Genomic DNA, 14,821 nt, shown 5'->3' with positions numbered 1-14,821 from the left:
AGCAGCTATGGTTAATGAGAGACTAGGATCACCAACCGCCAGATACCGCCCCATGCTGCTACGCATACCCGCCCTGCTCACACCCGATGAAGTCCGCCACTGCCGCCAGGCGCTGGAAGCTGCCAGCTGGCAGGACGGCAAGGCCACGGCCGGCCATGTGGCCGCTCAGGTCAAGAGCAATCTGCAGCTACCGCTGGACAGCAAGACCGGCCAGCAGATAGGTGATCTGATCCTGGACCGGCTGGGCCGCAACCCGCTGTTCATGTCGGCGGCCCTGCCGCTCAAGGTCCTGCCGCCGCGCTTCAATCGCTATGAGGGCGGAGGCACCTATGGCAACCATATCGACAACGCGTTCTTCACCATTCCAGGTACCGCCATCAAGGTCAGAACCGATGTCTCCACCACGGTCTTCTTCAGCAACCCCGAGGAATACGAGGGCGGCGAGTTGATCGTGGAAGACACTTTCGGCCAGCAAAGCGTGAAGCTGGCAGCGGGCGACGCCATCGTCTACCCCGGCACCAGCCTGCACCGAGTCAACCCCGTCACACGCGGCACACGCTATGCCTCGTTCTTCTGGACGCACAGCCTGGTCAAGTCGGCGGAGCAGCGCCGTCTGCTGTTCGATCTGGACCAGAGCATTCAGCAGCTCACCCAGGAGCAGCCCGAACACCCACGCGTCGCCGCACTGTCTGGCACGTATCACAATCTCCTGCGCATGTGGTCTGAAAGCTAGCCCCGGGGAGACGGCAGCCCTTGCCGAGGCAGCCCATGCTGGGGCAGCCCATGCTGGCTGTCTCCCCTTGCTCCATGCCTGCTTTGCTGCCTCGCCCCAATCTAACCGGCTTGATTTATGACTGTTGAACGTTTGAATGCCGCAGGCCAGCCCGTCAAACCGCCACTGACGCAGATTTCCGCGCAGACAGGCTCCCTGGCGGACTACACCCGGCTGGCGCGCGAGCATATGGAAGTCCACGCCTGGGCGCATATTGAAAGCGGCGCCGATCAGGGGCTGACGCTGGCTCATAACCGCCAGGCGTTTGACCGCTTTCGCCTCTGCCCGGAGCCACTGGCCGATCTGTCCGGCGCCCATACGCGGCAAAGCCTGCTGGGCCGGAGTCTGGACTGGCCGTTGCTGCTGGCACCTGTTGCCTATCAACAGCTGGCGCATCCCGAAGGCGAACTCGCAACGGCACGCGCGGCCATGGCCATGCGCACCGGCATGGTGGTCAGTACCCTGTCCAGTTGCACCCTGGAAGCAATTGCCCAGGCCGCGCAAGCCGCAGCCCAGGAGCTGGGACGCAGCGGCCCGCTCTGGTTCCAGCTCTACCAGCAGCCAGCGCGCGAGCACACGCTGCAGCTGATTCGCCGCGCCGAAGATGCCGGTTATCAGGCGCTGGTCTGGACGGTGGACGCCCATATCAAACGCTCCAGCTACCCGCTGCCACCAGGCGTGGAGGCCGTCAATCTGCGCGGCATGCCCCAGCAGCGCCAGACGGGCGACCTGATGAGCGAGCACATTCTGTTCGGCTCCGAGCTGGCCCGAAGCGCACCCACCTGGGACGACCTGGTCTGGCTGCGTCAGCAAACCCGGCTGCCGCTGATCGTCAAAGGTCTGCTCTCGGCCCGCGCCGCCACGCAAGCCGTGGAACTGGGGGCCGATGCCATCGTGATCTCCAACCATGGCGGGCGCGTGCTGGACACCGCCGTCTCCGCCCTGGAAGTGCTCGCTGCCATACGCGCGGCCACGCCTGCCCATGTCCCGCTGCTGATGGATGGCGGCGTGCGCCAGGGCACCGATGTGCTCAAAGCCATCGCGCTGGGTGCCAGCGCCGTGCTGCTGGGCCGGCCCCAGATGCATGCCCTGGCAGTGGCCGGCATGCTGGGCGTGGCCCATATGCTGTATCTGCTGCGCGCCGAGCTGGAGCTTGCCATGGCCCAGACCGGCTGCGCCAGCCTCGATCAGATCGGGTCCGGGCTCTTAACCACTTGCTGATTGTGCGTAATTTGGCGGCATGCATTGCAAATGCGATGGATTCTCATTTATACTCCGCCTATTACATCAATAGCCAGCAACAACTGCCTGTAGCCATGATCGTCTGTGTATGCCGCCGGGTTTCTGACCGAGAAATAGCACGCCACGCGCATGCGGGGATGAGCTTTGACGAAATCCAGTTTGAATTGGGTGTTGCCACACAATGCGGGCGCTGCGAAGGCTGCGCACGCGATGTCGTCGCCCAGTGCAGTGCAAGCCATCCGATCGCGGCCATCCACAACGAAGCGCAATCCTGCGTGTCGGTGCAGACGGTTCAGCTTGCCACCAATATTCTGGAAAGCAAAGCATGGCCCACCTCTCCGTTGTCTCAGCCGTCTTCGGCAGCCTGATTCTGGTGATGGTATGCACCTGGTGGATCCTGCGTGAATGATGCGATCCCGTCTGCGTGCCCTGTTTCCTCTGCCAGCTATTGCCGGTTGACCAGCGCTTTTCCTTTCTGATTCCAGCCTGCGCTGGTTGCTCTTCTCGCCCTTATGTCCCAGTCTGATCGATTTGCACCTGCCAGCGGCGCGAGCCGCAATATGGCAGTTGCTGGTGCTGTGGTTGTTGTGCATGCTGCCGCCCTGTGGGCCATGCAGCATGGCCTGGCCCAGCAAAAGCAGCCAGAGATAGTGATTCCCGCCAGCGTGATTGCCCAGTTCGTGGCGCCGCCTGCTGCCGAACCCGCACCGCCGGCCCCGCCGCCGCCGCCCAAGCCTCCCGCGCCAGCGCCCAAGCCCGAAAAACAGCAGCCCAAGCCCGAGGTCAAGAAGGCTCCGCTGCCCAAGGCCATCAAGGATCCGACCCCTGCACCGGCCGCGCCTCAAGGAGCACTGGAGAGCAACGACAGCAAACCGGACAAGACGCCGCCAGCGCCACCCGCGCCCCCGGCCCCTCCAGCTCCGCCCGCACCTCCAGCGCCACCTGCACCGCCCAAGATCGAGCAGCCATCGAGCAATGCAGCCTATCTGAACAACCCCGCTCCCGCTTATCCTTCGGTCAGCAAGCGCATGGGTGAGCAAGGCAAGGTGCTGCTGCGCGTCTATATCAACGAGCAGGGCCAGCCCGAGAAAATCGAAATCAAGCAGTCCAGCGGCTTTGACCGCCTGGATGAAGCCGCCGTCAACACCGTGCGCCAGTGGAAATTTGTTCCCGGCAAGCGCAACGGCGTGGCCGAACCCATGTGGCACATCGTGCCCATCAACTTTGTTCTCAAATAAATCTGCAGTTCTCAGGAGTACCCATGGAATCCCAATTCGGCATTGCCCACGTCTGGACACAGGGCGACTTCGTGACCAAAGGCGTGGCCATCATCTTGCTGGTCATGTCGGTGGCCTCTTGGCTGGTCATCGTTCTCAAGGCCCTGGATATCGTGAAATTCAAGAAGTTCGCCACCCAGGCACAGGACTTCTGGCACAGCCCCGATCTAGCCACCGGCCTGGAAAAGCTCGGCAACGACAAGCAGAACCCCTTCCGCTTCATGGTGCTCGAAGGCCGTGAAGCCTCGGCCCACCACCGCAAGACCAGCGTCCATCTGCATGACACACTGGACATCAGCGACTGGGTGACCCGCTGCCTGCGCAACGGCATCAACGAATTCACTGCTCGCCTGCAATCCGGCCTGGCGATTCTGGCTTCCGTGGGCTCCACCGCCCCCTTCATCGGCCTGTTCGGTACCGTCTGGGGCATCTACCACGCACTGGTGGCCATCGGCATGTCGGGTCAGTCCTCCATCGACAAGGTGGCCGGCCCCATCGGCGAAGCGCTGATCATGACCGCCCTGGGTCTGGCTGTCGCCATCCCTGCCGTGCTGGGCTACAACGCTCTGGTGCGTGGCAACAAGGGCATCCTGAATGCACTGAACAGCTTTGCCCACGACGTGCACGCCTATTTCGTGACCGGTGCCCGCGTTTCCGTGGACGGTCAGATTTCCGGCAATGTGCTGCCCCTGAAGAAAGGCGCCTAAGCCATGTCGTTCGGAACCATGGATGATGGGGACAGCGATGATGTGATGAACGAAATCAACATGACCCCTCTGGTGGACGTCATGTTGGTGCTGCTCATCATCTTCATCATCACCGTGCCCGTGATGAAACACTCGGTCAACGTGGACCTGCCCCGCGCCACTAACCAGCCCGAGGACACCAAGCCTGCCACCGTGCAGCTGGGCATCACGGCCGACGGCAAGTATTCCTGGAACGGCCAGGACATCAGCGACGAGCAGCTGGATACCAATCTCCAGGCCGAGGCGCTCAAGGAGCCTCAGCCCGACCTGCATATCCGCGGCGACAAGGAAGTGCGCTACGAACGCGTGGCTCAGGCCATGGCCGCCGCCCAGCGTGCTGGTGTCAAGAAAATCGGCTTTGTGACCGATCCCTCCAAATAAGCTCATGCTTGCAAAAAAACGGCCCCTACAGGGGCCGTTTCTTATTGTGGAGCCTGCATCGAAACAGCATTCGTGCAGCTCGCCATAGACGCAAACAGCTCATGGAGCGCAGCCAAAAATACTCAGATGCGGCTGGACAGATTCCACATGAAAAATAAATGGCACTTTTTTGCGAATGAGACTAAGTATCACTTGCTTTTCAATTGAGAATTGTTATCATTACACCAGTTTTGAACTTAAGGAATCACGGCATGTCTGCACCGCTTGTTGCGACCTCACAGCCCAACAACCGCAGCTCTTCCTCCATGGCTGCTGCAAACCCCTCAGCCGCTGCCGGCTCCAGCCTGGGCCTGGACAGTGCCCTGCTGCTCAACGGCCAGAAGGCCGTCACCATCCTGCATAACGGCACGCCCTATCGCCTGCAGGCCACCAAGCTGGGCAAGCTCATTCTGACCAAATAAACCGTTTCATCGTGGGGCGACACCGCAAGTGTCGATTCGCCAGCCATAGTCGCTGTAGAGCACCTGCCCTCTCTTGTGCTCACACTTCACATAGCCACGCGTTTTTTCCTCATCCGCAACCCGCCAAAATAAAACCCCTGCGCGCATCAAGCGGCAGGGGTTTTGTTTTGGCCTCTGCCACCGCAGTGGCAGAAATCAAGCGATCACAGACCCAGGGCAGCAATGCCGGCCTTGGCAACCTGTGCGTCTTCGTTGGCCTTGACACCGGAGACGCCCACAGCGCCCAGCACCTGGCCATCCTTGACGATGGCCACGCCGCCTTCGAGCAGACCGTCCACAAACGGAGCGCTCAGGAAAGCGGTACGGCCGTTGTTGATCATGTCTTCGAAAGCCTTGGTGTCCTTGCGGCCCACGGCTGCAGAGCGTGCCTTGGCGGGAGCGATATGGGAAGAGATGGGAGCAGCACCATCCATGCGCTGCAACAGCAGCAGATGGCCGCCGTCGTCCACGATGGAGATCGTCACGGGCCAGTTGTTCTTCAGTGCTTCAGCTTCGGCAGCCGCAGCGATGGCTTTCACATCGGCCAGTTCGAGTTCGTGCTTGGTTTTCATGAGATAAAAAGCTCCGTTGGATTGTCAATGCAGCAAGCATATTCTGTACTTTGCAGGCAAAAGTAGATGCGATGTGAAAAACATTCCATCCTAAAACTGCCGCATTGCAACGGGGTATTGCAAAGGCTTCTCAAGACCCCCACCTAGAATGACAATGTTTCAACCCACAATTCCTGAAGGAGGAATGGCTACATGAACGAACAAGTCACCACACTGGGCTCTGCGGGCTACGGTGTCTCGCAGCAAGAGCGCAACCGTGTCTTGCGCAATACCTACTGGCTGCTGGCACTCAGCCTGATCCCCACCGTGCTGGGCGCTTGGCTGGGCGTAGCCACTGGCATGACTCGCGCGCTGACGGGCGGCGTGGGCCTGATCGTGTTCATGGTCGGTGCCTTCGGCTTCATGTTCGCGATCGAGAAGACCAAGCACAGCGCCGCTGGCGTGCCCGTGCTGCTGGCCTTCACCTTCTTCATGGGCCTGATGCTCTCGCGCCTGATCGGCATGATTCTGGGCTTCTCCAACGGCACCCAGCTGATCATGACGGCCTTTGCCGGTACCGCTGGCGTGTTCTTCGTGATGGCCATGCTGGCCACCGTGATCAAGCGCGACCTGTCGGGCATGGGCAAGTTCCTGTTCGTGGGCGCCCTGGTGCTGATGGTAGGCGCCATCATCAATGTCTTCGTGGGCTCCACTGCAGGCATGATGGCCATCTCCATGCTGGCCATCGGCATCTTCTCCGCCTACATGCTGTATGACCTCAAGCAGATCATCGACGGCGGCGAGACCAACTACATCAGCGCCACCCTGGCCCTGTATCTGGACCTGTTCAACGTGTTCCAGAGCCTGCTGGCCCTGCTGGGCATCATGGGCGGCGACCGCGACTAAGTCTCGCTACCGCTCAGTCAAAAAGGAGTGCCTTGCGCACTCCTTTTTGTTTGCAGTAACCTTGACGCCCAACGCGGTCATCGCATCGATGGATATTTCAGCCATGGACTAAATTTCCGGCTGCCGCTGCCGATAAGCAGACAAGATGAAGCCAAACCACCTTCCCCGCGCACTTGCCATTGCCCTGCTGCCTCTGGTACTGGCAGGCTGCAAGATTGAAGACATTCCGGGCCTGGGTCCAGACCCACGCACCGTGGCGCGCGAATCCGAAGCCAAGGCCATTGGCGGCGCCTGCCGGCATGCCATGCGCGGGCTGGAAGACTGCTACGTCCTCAACCCCAAGGCACCCAAGGCGCTGGTGTTTGCGGGCTGGAAGGACATGGATGAATACATGCGCTCCAACAAGATCGAAGGCGTGCCATCCGTATTGGGTCAGAGCGCAGCCGAAAAACGCAGCACTTCGGAGCCCGAAAGCAGCGCCAGTCGCAACCGCAGCTGAAATCGCTTGCGCCTGGCCCGGATCATGAGTTCCGGGCCAGTGCCTGCCAACGCCCGCACAGGCCGTAGCAACACTGCTACGGCCTTTTTTATGCTCAGCATCTCTCACGCCAAGCCTTTCAGATGTCATATTTCTTCTGCGGACTTTGAATACAAACAATTCTCATTTATATTCATGGAATATAAATTCCATTCTTAGCCGCACATACGCGCATCCCAGCGACGAGTTCTGTTGTGCTCTCAACCATGGGGACAAGACTGCCGTGCCAGATGATGACTTCAACCAAATACGCCTTGAGCATGAGGCCCTCATGCTGACCTATATGGAAGTGCAGACCCGCTGCACGGCCCAGATGCAATCGCTGGCACGGGAAGTCGAAGCACTCAAGCAGCAGCTCGTACATCTCAGGGCCAAGGTCATTGTCCGCGACAGCGCTCTGGCCTGGGAACGTGAACAGCGCAACGCCCTGGCCCAGGCAATGGCACTGAATCTGCTGCAGCAAGAACCTCAAGCTGCAACTGAACAGACAACGTCCGGCGTCGACTGGCCACTGGTTGAGGATGCCGACTGCCAGGCCCTGGCCGAGCAGCAGTTGCTGGAAGACAGCCTGCACGCCGCCGACCTGGTGATTTGCCAGACAGGTTGCATCAGCGACGGAGCCTACTGGCGCGTGAAGGATCACTGCAAGCGCACCGGCAAGACCTGCCTGCTGGTGGATCAGCCGACCGCCTTGCGGGTGGTTCGCATTCATCCATCGGGAGAAGACGGAAAAGTCGTGGCAGCCCAAGCCTGCATCGAAGGAGCCTCATGAGAGTCCACACGACAAACGCCTCGGCAGCTGATTTGCTGTCCGCCTGGAAGCAGCAAACCCGCACGGCGCTGGCCGCAGCGCTGGAGCATCGCCATCTCTCAGCACTTGAACACTACCGACATGCACAACAGCTTGGCTTGCAGTTGCTGGTCGCAGAGTCCGGCGACATTGCCGACGATGACCGCATCGCCGCTTTTGTCGTTGCCCACCTGAATCTGGCGGATGCCCTCGCCGAAGCAGATCGGGCGGGAGCAGCATTTGAATGCCTGCATGAGGCACAACAAACCCTGATGCCATTTCTGCAGCAGGACTCCACCAGCCAGTCCCTGAACCTGGCGATATACCGCCATCTGCCGCAGCTTCTGGCTGCACGGGCCGAGCATGGTGCAGCAGGCCCCCACGCCGTCGCGGGCGTCTGTGCCTCGACATCCGCCCCCCTTCCCACTCACCCCGCCAGCAACAGGCACTCTCGCCTTGCCAGCTTCGAGCCTGTGCATTCATCACTGCACTGACTCCCATCTCTCTCACTGCCAAGGCTTTTACTCATGAGCTACACCCTGCCCCCACTGGCCTACGACTACGCGGCGCTGGAGCCGCATATCGATGCGCAAACCATGGAGATCCACCACTCCAGGCACCACCAGGCCTATGTCAACAACCTCAACGCGGCACTCGAAGGCAGCGAGTACGCGCAATGGCCGCTGGACGATCTGCTCGCCAAGGTCGAATCGCTGCCGCAAACGCTGCGCCAGGCCGTGCGCAACAACGGCGGCGGCCATGCCAATCACAGCCTGTTCTGGCAAGTCATGTCCCCCAAAGGGGGCGGCCTGCCGCAGGGTGCTCTTGCCGCAGCCATTGACTCGGACCTGGGCGGCTTCGAGAACTTCAAGACCGAATTCACCAAGGCTGCCATCAGCCGCTTTGGCAGCGGCTGGGCCTGGCTCAGCGTGGACCGCAGCGGCAAGCTGCATGTGGAGAGCAGCGCCAACCAGGACAACCCTCTGATGCTTGGCATTGGCAGCGGCAACACGCCGATTCTGGGCCTGGACGTCTGGGAGCATGCCTACTACCTGAAATACCAGAACCGCCGCCCCGAATACATCGCCGCCTTCTACAACGTGGTGGACTGGAATGAAGTGGCGCGCCGCTTCGCTGCCGCCCCCCAGGCTGTCAGGAGCTGAACCATGGGCCCGGACGGACTGCAGAGTGCATCTTCAAGCCAATCGCCCCTGCCGCTCAGGACCAGGCTCGGGCTGCTGATCTCTGCGGCCGGCGCTCTGGTGCTGGCATCCATGGTCTGGAAGCAGCTGCAGACCAATCCCGCAGCACTGAATGCACTGCTGGGCGGCAGCGTGGCGGCGCTGGCAACGGCGCTGGGTGCTTTGCCGGTGCTGCTGACCCAACATCCGTCCGAACGTACACAGGACACGCTGTTTGGCTTTGGCGCAGGAGTGATGCTGGCTGCCTGCGCCTTTTCATTGATCCTCCCCGGTCTGGAAGCCGCCAAGGCAGCGACCTCGCCCGCCAGCAGCGAATGGCTGGGCGGTGCCTTGATCGGCGCAGCCATCTTGCTCGGAGGTGCAGCCCTGTTGGTCATGGATCGCCTGCTGCCGCACGAGCACTTCATCAAAGGCCGTGAAGGCGCCGATGCCAAGCAGCTACGGCGCACCTGGCTGTTTGTCATTGCCATCACCCTGCACAATCTTCCGGAGGGCCTGGCCATAGGCGTGGGCTATGCCGCCAACGAGGGACTGCGTGCCAACTCTCTCACGCTGGGCATTGCCATACAGGATGTGCCCGAGGGCTTTGTCGTCGCTGCCTCTTTGCTGGCGGCCGGCTATACCCGAGGCTTTGCGGTAGTGCTGGGCGCTCTGACAGGGTTGACCGAGCCCCTGGGCGCAGTGATCGGCGCCATCGTGGTCAGCAGCTCCACCATGCTGCTGCCCTGGGGTCTTGGCTTCGCCGCAGGCGCCATGCTGTTTGTCATCAGCCACGAGATCATTCCCGAATCGCATCGCAAGGGCCATGAAGCCTGGGCCACCACAGGGCTCATGCTGGGCTTTGTCTTGATGATGATTCTGGATACGTCCCTTGGCGGCTGAACTGCGCCGCGTAGGCGCAGTTCAGGGCGTGCTCGCTTATCCTCGCTTATGCGCGCTCGAAAACGGCCATGGACTCCACATGCGCCGTATGCGGGAACATGTTCACCACACCCGCTGCCACACAGCGATACCCCGCCTGATGCACCAGCAATCCCGCATCGCGCGCCAGCGTGGCCGGGTTGCAGCTCACATAGACAATGCGCTTGGGGAACTGCCAGTTTTCCTGCCCCTCTGGCAGCGGCGGCAGCAAATCGGGCTGCTCTTCACTGGCCACACCGGTCTGCTTGGCGCCGATGCGGATCTGGTGAATATCGGCCAGTGCCTTGGACAGGGCAAACGCACCTTCACGCGGGGGATCGACCAGCCATTTGTCGGAGTTGCCGTCGGCAATCAGCATGGCAGGCGTCATCTCGAACAGATTGCGCGCCACGAAGCTGGTGGGAGCCAGCTTGTCGTCTTCGCTGCGCGTGGCATTGTTGCCAGCGTAGTTTTCGTGCGAGCGCTTGACCAGGGTTTCCGAACCTTCGATGCCCAGCACCTCGCGCGCCATGGTGGCGATCGGTAGCGTGAAATTGCCCAGGCCGCAGAACCAGTCGATGACGCGCTCGTCCTTTTTCGCATCGAGCAGGCGCAGCGAGCGGGTGACCAGCACGCGGTTGATATGCGGATTGACCTGGGTGAAATCGGTAGGCTTGAAAGGCATGGTGATGCCGAAGTCCGGCAGACCATAGGACAGCTGTGTGCCGCCTTCTTCCATCAGGTGCACGGTATCGGGACCCTTGGGCTGCAGCCACCATTGCACGTTCTGCGCGGCGGCGAAGTCGCGCAGGCGCTGCTTGTCGGCGTCCGACAGAGGTTCCAGGTGACGCAGCACCAGGGCTGTGACATGGTCGCCGCAAGCCACTTCGATCTGAGGGCAGGTTTCGCGCGCATCCATGCTGGCGATCAGTGCGCGCATGGGCATGAGCATGGCATCCACATGGGGCGGCAAAATCTTGCAGACCTCCATATCGGCGATGTAGCGGCTCTTGCGCTCGTGGAAGCCCACCAGCACCTTGCCCTTCTTGGCCACATAGCGCACCGACAGGCGCGAGCGGAAGCGATAGCCCCATGCCGGTCCTTCGATGGGGCGCAGCAGCGTCTCGGGCTTGACCTTGGCCAGATGCCAGAGGTTGTCCTCCAGCACACGCTGCTTGATGGCGACCTGGGCCGCCACATGCAGATGCTGCATCTTGCAGCCACCGCAGGCCCCGGCGTGCAGCCCGAAATTAGGGCAGCCGGGCGTCACGCGCTGCGAGGATTCGCGGTGGATGTCAGTCAGCGTGGCCGCTTCCCAGTTGTTCTTCTTGCGATGGGTATTGGCGCTGACGATTTCACCGGTCAGGGCGCCGTCGATGAAGACCACCTTGCCATCGGGCTTTCGGGCTACGCCCTGGGCATCCATGTCCATGGACAGCACTTCCAGCCAGCCCTCGGGCAGCGCCGGGGCATCAGACGGGACTTCGGGCAGGTTTTCGGGAATTTTGTTGTCGCGGGATTCACTCATGGTGCCCGATTGTCTCAGGCCACCCCATACCCGAGAGCCGACCACGGCAAAAAACTACATGGGCGCCCATGTCACGCGCCCAGCCCACCGGCCTTCTGCAAGGCAAATCAAGCCTCAAAGTGCCGCCGACGCTTGTCTGACAGCTATGCAATCAGAAGCGTTGCTCTTCGCGCAGGCGGCGCTCGCGGTTGTTGCGCGCCGCGGCAATCTGGGCACGCTCGGCGATCAGGTTGACCTCGGTGGCGCAGTTGTACTCGTCGAGCGAGAAAAACATGCGCGCTCCGGGGGAGAGTTGCGACACCGTCTGGTGCAGAGGCAGGGATAGATCGACCGGAGCCACATTGGAGCGATAGATCAGCTCGTTATTGGGTGCATAGACAAAATAGCAGGCAGCCGATGCGACCTGGGCCCAAGCACAGGCCGACAGAACCAAGGCGGCACGCAAGACGGATGCAGCGGTCATGAACTCTCCCTTCCCTGACGGGGCTCCATGCCCCTGTAATGCGGCTATTTTACGAGTAGTGACGCAGCGACCAGGCCGATGTGAAATTTCTTCATTTCAAGAAAATTTCTTCCCGCTCCGGCTCCCACGCGCAAAGCCTGCACAGACATCTTGCTGATCCAGCCCGGGCATTCTCATGAATTGAAATTTCTGTATTGACAGAAATTTCAAGCAAGACCACACTTCGTTTCATGCAACTGAGTCCTATCGCTGAACGCTTTGTGCAGCACTGGGGAGATATGGGCAACGCCTGGGGCGTGAACCGCACGGTGGCGCAAATTCATGCACTGCTGTTCTTTCATGGCCGCCCCCTCAATGCAGACGAAATCTGCGAAACCCTGGGTGCGGCACGCTCCAACGTCAGCAACAGCCTCAAGGAGCTGCTGAACTGGAACCTGATTCGCAGCAGCCGCAAGAGCGGTGACCGACGCGAGTATTTCGAGACCTCGGCGGATGTCTGGGAGCTGCTGCGCACCATTGTGCGAGAGCGCAAGCAGCGTGAGTTCGACCCCACCAGCGCACTGCTGCGCGAACTGATTGCCCAGCCCGAATTCGAGCAGGAAACGCCCGATGCCCAGGATCGCGTGCACGAGACGCTGCGCCTCATGGATTCGCTGGGCATCTGGACCGACGAGATGCTGCGCCTGTCTCCGGCCACGCTGGACAAGATCCTGCGCCTTGGCGCCAGCGTCCAGCGCTTTGTCCGGGGCAAGGATGGCGGCCGGGAAAGCGGCCGGGAAAGCGGCCGGGAAAGCGGCAACGATTGAAGCTGAACTGAATTCTGTCAAGGAAGAAAATTACAAAGGAGTAGCGTATGCGAGTTCTGATCTGCGGCGGCACAGGCTTTCTGGGCCGACATATCGTGAATGCGCTGGCCCTGCTGGACCACGACCCCGTGGTGCGCAGCCGCCACAGCCAGCCGCCTCTGGACTTCAGCGCCTGCACGACAGCCGAAGCGTGGCTTGAACACCTGCATGGCATCGACGCCGTCGTCAACGCCGTCGGTGCTCTGCGCGACAAGCCCGGCCAGGACCTGCAGACCCTGCACTCTCTGGCTCCCATCGCGCTGTTTGATGCCTGCGCCCAGGCTGGCGTGCGCCGCGTGGTTCAGGTCTCGGCTCTGGGGGCCGGTCAGGGCGGCACCCAGTACGCGAGCACCAAGCGCGCGGCCGACGAACATCTGCTGGCGCTGGGCAGGCAAGCGCTGCTCAAGCCCGTTGTCGTGCGCCCCAGCATCATCTTTGGCGCGGGCGGCGCCAGCAGCCAGTTGTTTCTGAATCTGGCCAGACTGCCCGTTTTGCTGCTGCCCGAGCTCATGCGAAGCAGCCAGATTCAGCCCGTGGCCGTGCGCGATCTCGCCGAAGTGCTCGCGCATATGGCGACATCGGACACCTGCGAGGGTATCGTCGAAATCGGCGGCCCCCAGCCGCTTTCGACAGAGGCCTTTATCGCCAGCCTGCGCGCTCAGATGGGTTACGGCCCGGCTTCGGTGCATGCCCTGCCAGACTGGATGAGCAAGGGCAGTGCCAGGGTCGGCGACCAGATACCAGCCCTGCCCTGGTGCAGCGAAACCATGGCCTTGCTGGAAAACGACAACGTCACCGATCCTCAGACCCTGGCCTCGCTGCTGGGGCGCGCCCCCGTGGCTCCGGATGCCATGCTGGCCACCTTGCCCAAGGAAGGCCGCCGCCATGCCTGAGTTGCAAAACGGCAGCAGAACCAACCCTCAGCAGCAAGCTGCCAGATTCATGCACGCCAGTCTGGTCGTCGTCTGGCTGGGCACGGCTGTGGTCAGCGCGCTGGACTATCTCGGACTCTCGGGCCTCAACCACGAAGGTGCCCGCTTGCTGACCCAGGGCGGCATCGGCGATGCACGGTGGCAGGCACTGCTCATCTGGTCCGGCCTGCTGGCCGATCTGGCTCTGGGTCTGGCCTTGCTGCTGCGCCCCGGCCGCGCCATCTACCTGAGCGCCCTGCTGCTGATGACGGCCATGACCGTGATCGGCACGGCTCTTCAGCCCACGCTGTGGCTGCACCCTCTGGGTCCGCTGCTCAAGAACCTGCCCATCGCCGCCATGCTGTGGTTCTTGCTGCAAACAGACAACTCGTCCAACAGGCTTGAATCATGAATACCTATCTGTTGCTCAAGACACTGCATATCCTCTCCAGCGTGCTGCTGGTCGGCACCGGCCTCGGCTCGGCCTTCTATATGTTTTTCGCCAACCGCAGCGGCTCGGTCGCCGCCCAGGCCGTGGTCAGCCGCCTGGTGGTACGGGCTGACTGGTGGTTCACTACTCCCTGCGTCTTCATTCAACCGATCACGGGCATTGCCATGGCCCATCTGGCAGGCTGGCCGCTCACCACTCCCTGGCTCGCACTTTCTCTGGGGCTGTATGCGCTGGCCGGCATCTGCTGGCTGCCCGTAGTCTGGTTGCAGATGCGCATGGCGGCCCTGGCCACTCAGGCCCACAGCCAGAGCCAGGCCTTGCCACCGCTTTTCCGGCAGTATCAGTTGCGCTGGGAAGCTCTGGGCTACCCCGCTTTTGTGGCCATGGCCGGCACCTACTATTTGATGGTGAACAAGCCGGCGCTCTGGGGCTGAGGCGCCTGCAATGATCGGCTCGCCCACATCTCGCTCATCAGGAAGGACGGCAGCCCGCGCATTGCAGCGATAGCGGTCATGCCGCCTCAACCTTCTGCGACTCGCCGGCTATCGAAACACCCCAATCGCTTCCACAAGATTCTTCACCTGCCATTGCATGCTGCTCGACGCCTGCGCCCCCTGGGTCACCAGCTGCGCGTTCTGCTGTGTCAGATAGTCCATATCCGCCACCGACTTGCCGACCTGGCTGATCTCCTCGCTCTGCTCACGCGTGGCCTTGCTGATCTCGGCAATGAAGTCCGCTACGCTGCGCGCCTGGGAGACGATGTCCCCGATGTTGCGCCCCGCATCGTTCACAACCAGAGAGCCCGCCTCGATATTGGC

Annotated in this window: 21 protein-coding genes; 17 read left to right on the top strand and 4 right to left on the bottom strand. The window is 61.6% G+C overall.

What is annotated here, in order from left to right; genetic code table 11:
- Nucleotides 1-52 precede the first annotated feature (52 nt).
- From DFO48_RS24520 to hemP, 7 genes are all read left to right on the top strand, one after another.
- Entirely contained in the window at nt 53-733 is a 681-nt protein-coding gene (locus tag DFO48_RS24520; protein WP_003075168.1) for a Fe2+-dependent dioxygenase, read from the top strand.
- 132 nt (nt 734-865) lie between these two features.
- On the top strand, nt 866-1,993 hold the full coding sequence (locus DFO48_RS24515; RefSeq protein WP_114865053.1) for an alpha-hydroxy acid oxidase: 1,128 nt from the start codon (nt 866-868) through the stop codon (nt 1,991-1,993).
- 95 nt (nt 1,994-2,088) lie between these two features.
- Nucleotides 2,089-2,382 carry a bacterioferritin-associated ferredoxin gene (locus DFO48_RS24510; protein WP_034348510.1) on the top strand — a complete coding sequence of 98 codons (294 nt, stop codon included), beginning with the start codon at nt 2,089-2,091 and terminating at the stop codon, nt 2,380-2,382.
- Between the two features lie 144 nt (nt 2,383-2,526).
- Nucleotides 2,527-3,252 carry an energy transducer TonB gene (locus DFO48_RS24505; protein ID WP_034348506.1) on the top strand — a complete coding sequence of 242 codons (726 nt, stop codon included), beginning with the start codon at nt 2,527-2,529 and terminating at the stop codon, nt 3,250-3,252.
- A gap of 23 nt (nt 3,253-3,275) precedes the next feature.
- Entirely contained in the window at nt 3,276-3,998 is a 723-nt protein-coding gene (locus DFO48_RS24500) for a MotA/TolQ/ExbB proton channel family protein (RefSeq protein ID WP_003075172.1), read from the top strand.
- A 3-nt stretch (nt 3,999-4,001) separates the two neighbouring features.
- Nucleotides 4,002-4,418: a biopolymer transporter ExbD gene (locus tag DFO48_RS24495; RefSeq protein ID WP_114865052.1), complete on the top strand. Its 417-nt coding sequence runs from the start codon at nt 4,002-4,004 to the stop codon at nt 4,416-4,418.
- 251 nt (nt 4,419-4,669) lie between these two features.
- The gene (gene hemP / locus DFO48_RS24490; RefSeq protein ID WP_003053537.1) at nt 4,670-4,879 is read left to right on the top strand and encodes a hemin uptake protein HemP; all 210 of its coding nucleotides are present in this window, start codon (nt 4,670-4,672) and stop codon (nt 4,877-4,879) included.
- A 203-nt stretch (nt 4,880-5,082) separates the two neighbouring features.
- On the opposite strand, the gene DFO48_RS24485 is transcribed toward hemP, so the two are convergent.
- Nucleotides 5,083-5,490, bottom strand: coding sequence for a heme-binding protein (locus DFO48_RS24485; protein ID WP_003053536.1), 408 nt, complete (start codon nt 5,488-5,490; stop codon nt 5,083-5,085).
- A 192-nt stretch (nt 5,491-5,682) separates the two neighbouring features.
- Between DFO48_RS24485 and DFO48_RS24480 the strand changes: the two genes are divergently transcribed.
- The 6 genes from DFO48_RS24480 to DFO48_RS24455 all read left to right on the top strand — a co-directional run bounded on the left by DFO48_RS24480 (nt 5,683) and on the right by DFO48_RS24455 (nt 9,787).
- The gene (locus tag DFO48_RS24480) at nt 5,683-6,375 is read left to right on the top strand and encodes a Bax inhibitor-1/YccA family protein (protein WP_003053535.1); all 693 of its coding nucleotides are present in this window, start codon (nt 5,683-5,685) and stop codon (nt 6,373-6,375) included.
- Between the two features lie 145 nt (nt 6,376-6,520).
- Nucleotides 6,521-6,874: a hypothetical protein gene (locus DFO48_RS24475; RefSeq protein ID WP_003075175.1), complete on the top strand. Its 354-nt coding sequence runs from the start codon at nt 6,521-6,523 to the stop codon at nt 6,872-6,874.
- A gap of 310 nt (nt 6,875-7,184) precedes the next feature.
- Nucleotides 7,185-7,685, top strand: a complete 501-nt coding sequence (locus DFO48_RS24470) for a DUF2325 domain-containing protein (protein ID WP_114865051.1) — start codon at nt 7,185-7,187, stop codon at nt 7,683-7,685.
- Nucleotides 7,682-8,197 carry a hypothetical protein gene (locus tag DFO48_RS24465; RefSeq protein ID WP_114865050.1) on the top strand — a complete coding sequence of 172 codons (516 nt, stop codon included), beginning with the start codon at nt 7,682-7,684 and terminating at the stop codon, nt 8,195-8,197. The genes DFO48_RS24470 and DFO48_RS24465 overlap by 4 nt, the downstream gene beginning before the upstream one ends.
- Before the next feature lie 33 nt (nt 8,198-8,230).
- Entirely contained in the window at nt 8,231-8,866 is a 636-nt protein-coding gene (locus DFO48_RS24460; RefSeq protein WP_114865049.1) for a superoxide dismutase, read from the top strand.
- A 3-nt stretch (nt 8,867-8,869) separates the two neighbouring features.
- The gene (locus tag DFO48_RS24455) at nt 8,870-9,787 is read left to right on the top strand and encodes a ZIP family metal transporter (protein ID WP_114865048.1); all 918 of its coding nucleotides are present in this window, start codon (nt 8,870-8,872) and stop codon (nt 9,785-9,787) included.
- Nucleotides 9,788-9,833: 46 nt separating this feature from the next.
- On the opposite strand, the gene rlmD is transcribed toward DFO48_RS24455, so the two are convergent.
- Nucleotides 9,834-11,333 carry a 23S rRNA (uracil(1939)-C(5))-methyltransferase RlmD gene (gene rlmD, locus DFO48_RS24450; protein WP_114865047.1) on the bottom strand — a complete coding sequence of 500 codons (1,500 nt, stop codon included), beginning with the start codon at nt 11,331-11,333 and terminating at the stop codon, nt 9,834-9,836.
- A gap of 151 nt (nt 11,334-11,484) precedes the next feature.
- Nucleotides 11,485-11,796, bottom strand: a complete 312-nt coding sequence (locus DFO48_RS24445) for a hypothetical protein (protein WP_003075185.1) — start codon at nt 11,794-11,796, stop codon at nt 11,485-11,487.
- Between the two features lie 230 nt (nt 11,797-12,026).
- On the opposite strand from DFO48_RS24445, the gene DFO48_RS24440 reads away from it, so the two are divergent.
- Genes DFO48_RS24440 through DFO48_RS24425 form a run of 4 tightly spaced genes read left to right on the top strand, consistent with a single transcriptional unit; the run spans nt 12,027 to nt 14,437 of the window.
- A complete protein-coding gene (locus tag DFO48_RS24440) occupies nt 12,027-12,602 on the top strand; it encodes a GbsR/MarR family transcriptional regulator (protein ID WP_114865046.1) in 576 nt (191 codons plus the stop codon).
- 47 nt (nt 12,603-12,649) lie between these two features.
- The gene (locus tag DFO48_RS24435; protein ID WP_003075189.1) at nt 12,650-13,534 is read left to right on the top strand and encodes an NAD-dependent epimerase/dehydratase family protein; all 885 of its coding nucleotides are present in this window, start codon (nt 12,650-12,652) and stop codon (nt 13,532-13,534) included.
- Complete coding sequence (locus DFO48_RS24430) at nt 13,527-13,964, top strand: DoxX-like family protein (RefSeq protein ID WP_114865045.1); 438 nt, start codon at nt 13,527-13,529, stop codon at nt 13,962-13,964. Before DFO48_RS24435 ends, DFO48_RS24430 begins: the two co-directional genes overlap by 8 nt.
- Complete coding sequence (locus DFO48_RS24425) at nt 13,961-14,437, top strand: DUF2269 domain-containing protein (RefSeq protein ID WP_003075194.1); 477 nt, start codon at nt 13,961-13,963, stop codon at nt 14,435-14,437. The genes DFO48_RS24430 and DFO48_RS24425 overlap by 4 nt, the downstream gene beginning before the upstream one ends.
- A 108-nt stretch (nt 14,438-14,545) precedes the next feature.
- On the opposite strand, the gene DFO48_RS24420 is transcribed toward DFO48_RS24425, so the two are convergent.
- Nucleotides 14,546-14,821, bottom strand: a 276-nt coding sequence (locus DFO48_RS24420; protein ID WP_233506318.1) for a methyl-accepting chemotaxis protein, incomplete at its 5' end; no start/stop codon positions are given.

Origin of the sequence: Comamonas sp. AG1104, assembly GCF_003350425.1 — a bacterium.
Taxonomy (GTDB): Bacteria; Pseudomonadota; Gammaproteobacteria; order Burkholderiales; family Burkholderiaceae_C; genus Comamonas; species Comamonas testosteroni.
The sequence above is the reverse complement of the archived record's forward strand: the minus strand, read 5'-3'. Positions and strand labels throughout refer to the sequence as shown.

Excerpts from the sequence above, each read along its gene's own strand:
- DFO48_RS24495 (WP_114865052.1), top strand. The coding sequence starts at position 4,002 with ATGTCGTTCGGAACCATGGATGATGGGGACAGCGATGATGTGATGAAC.
- DFO48_RS24440 (WP_114865046.1), top strand. The coding sequence starts at position 12,027 with ATGCAACTGAGTCCTATCGCTGAACGCTTTGTGCAGCACTGGGGAGAT.
- DFO48_RS24470 (WP_114865051.1), top strand. The coding sequence starts at position 7,185 with ATGCTGACCTATATGGAAGTGCAGACCCGCTGCACGGCCCAGATGCAA.
- DFO48_RS24475 (WP_003075175.1), top strand. The coding sequence starts at position 6,521 with ATGAAGCCAAACCACCTTCCCCGCGCACTTGCCATTGCCCTGCTGCCT.
- DFO48_RS24445 (WP_003075185.1), bottom strand. The coding sequence starts at position 11,796 with ATGACCGCTGCATCCGTCTTGCGTGCCGCCTTGGTTCTGTCGGCCTGT.
- DFO48_RS24510 (WP_034348510.1), top strand. The coding sequence starts at position 2,089 with ATGATCGTCTGTGTATGCCGCCGGGTTTCTGACCGAGAAATAGCACGC.
- DFO48_RS24460 (WP_114865049.1), top strand. The coding sequence starts at position 8,231 with ATGAGCTACACCCTGCCCCCACTGGCCTACGACTACGCGGCGCTGGAG.
- DFO48_RS24455 (WP_114865048.1), top strand. The coding sequence starts at position 8,870 with ATGGGCCCGGACGGACTGCAGAGTGCATCTTCAAGCCAATCGCCCCTG.
- DFO48_RS24435 (WP_003075189.1), top strand. The coding sequence starts at position 12,650 with ATGCGAGTTCTGATCTGCGGCGGCACAGGCTTTCTGGGCCGACATATC.
- DFO48_RS24465 (WP_114865050.1), top strand. The coding sequence starts at position 7,682 with ATGAGAGTCCACACGACAAACGCCTCGGCAGCTGATTTGCTGTCCGCC.
- DFO48_RS24505 (WP_034348506.1), top strand. The coding sequence starts at position 2,527 with ATGTCCCAGTCTGATCGATTTGCACCTGCCAGCGGCGCGAGCCGCAAT.
- DFO48_RS24485 (WP_003053536.1), bottom strand. The coding sequence starts at position 5,490 with ATGAAAACCAAGCACGAACTCGAACTGGCCGATGTGAAAGCCATCGCT.
- DFO48_RS24430 (WP_114865045.1), top strand. The coding sequence starts at position 13,527 with ATGCCTGAGTTGCAAAACGGCAGCAGAACCAACCCTCAGCAGCAAGCT.
- rlmD (WP_114865047.1), bottom strand. The coding sequence starts at position 11,333 with ATGAGTGAATCCCGCGACAACAAAATTCCCGAAAACCTGCCCGAAGTC.
- DFO48_RS24425 (WP_003075194.1), top strand. The coding sequence starts at position 13,961 with ATGAATACCTATCTGTTGCTCAAGACACTGCATATCCTCTCCAGCGTG.
- hemP (WP_003053537.1), top strand. The coding sequence starts at position 4,670 with ATGTCTGCACCGCTTGTTGCGACCTCACAGCCCAACAACCGCAGCTCT.
- DFO48_RS24520 (WP_003075168.1), top strand. The coding sequence starts at position 53 with ATGCTGCTACGCATACCCGCCCTGCTCACACCCGATGAAGTCCGCCAC.
- DFO48_RS24480 (WP_003053535.1), top strand. The coding sequence starts at position 5,683 with ATGAACGAACAAGTCACCACACTGGGCTCTGCGGGCTACGGTGTCTCG.
- DFO48_RS24500 (WP_003075172.1), top strand. The coding sequence starts at position 3,276 with ATGGAATCCCAATTCGGCATTGCCCACGTCTGGACACAGGGCGACTTC.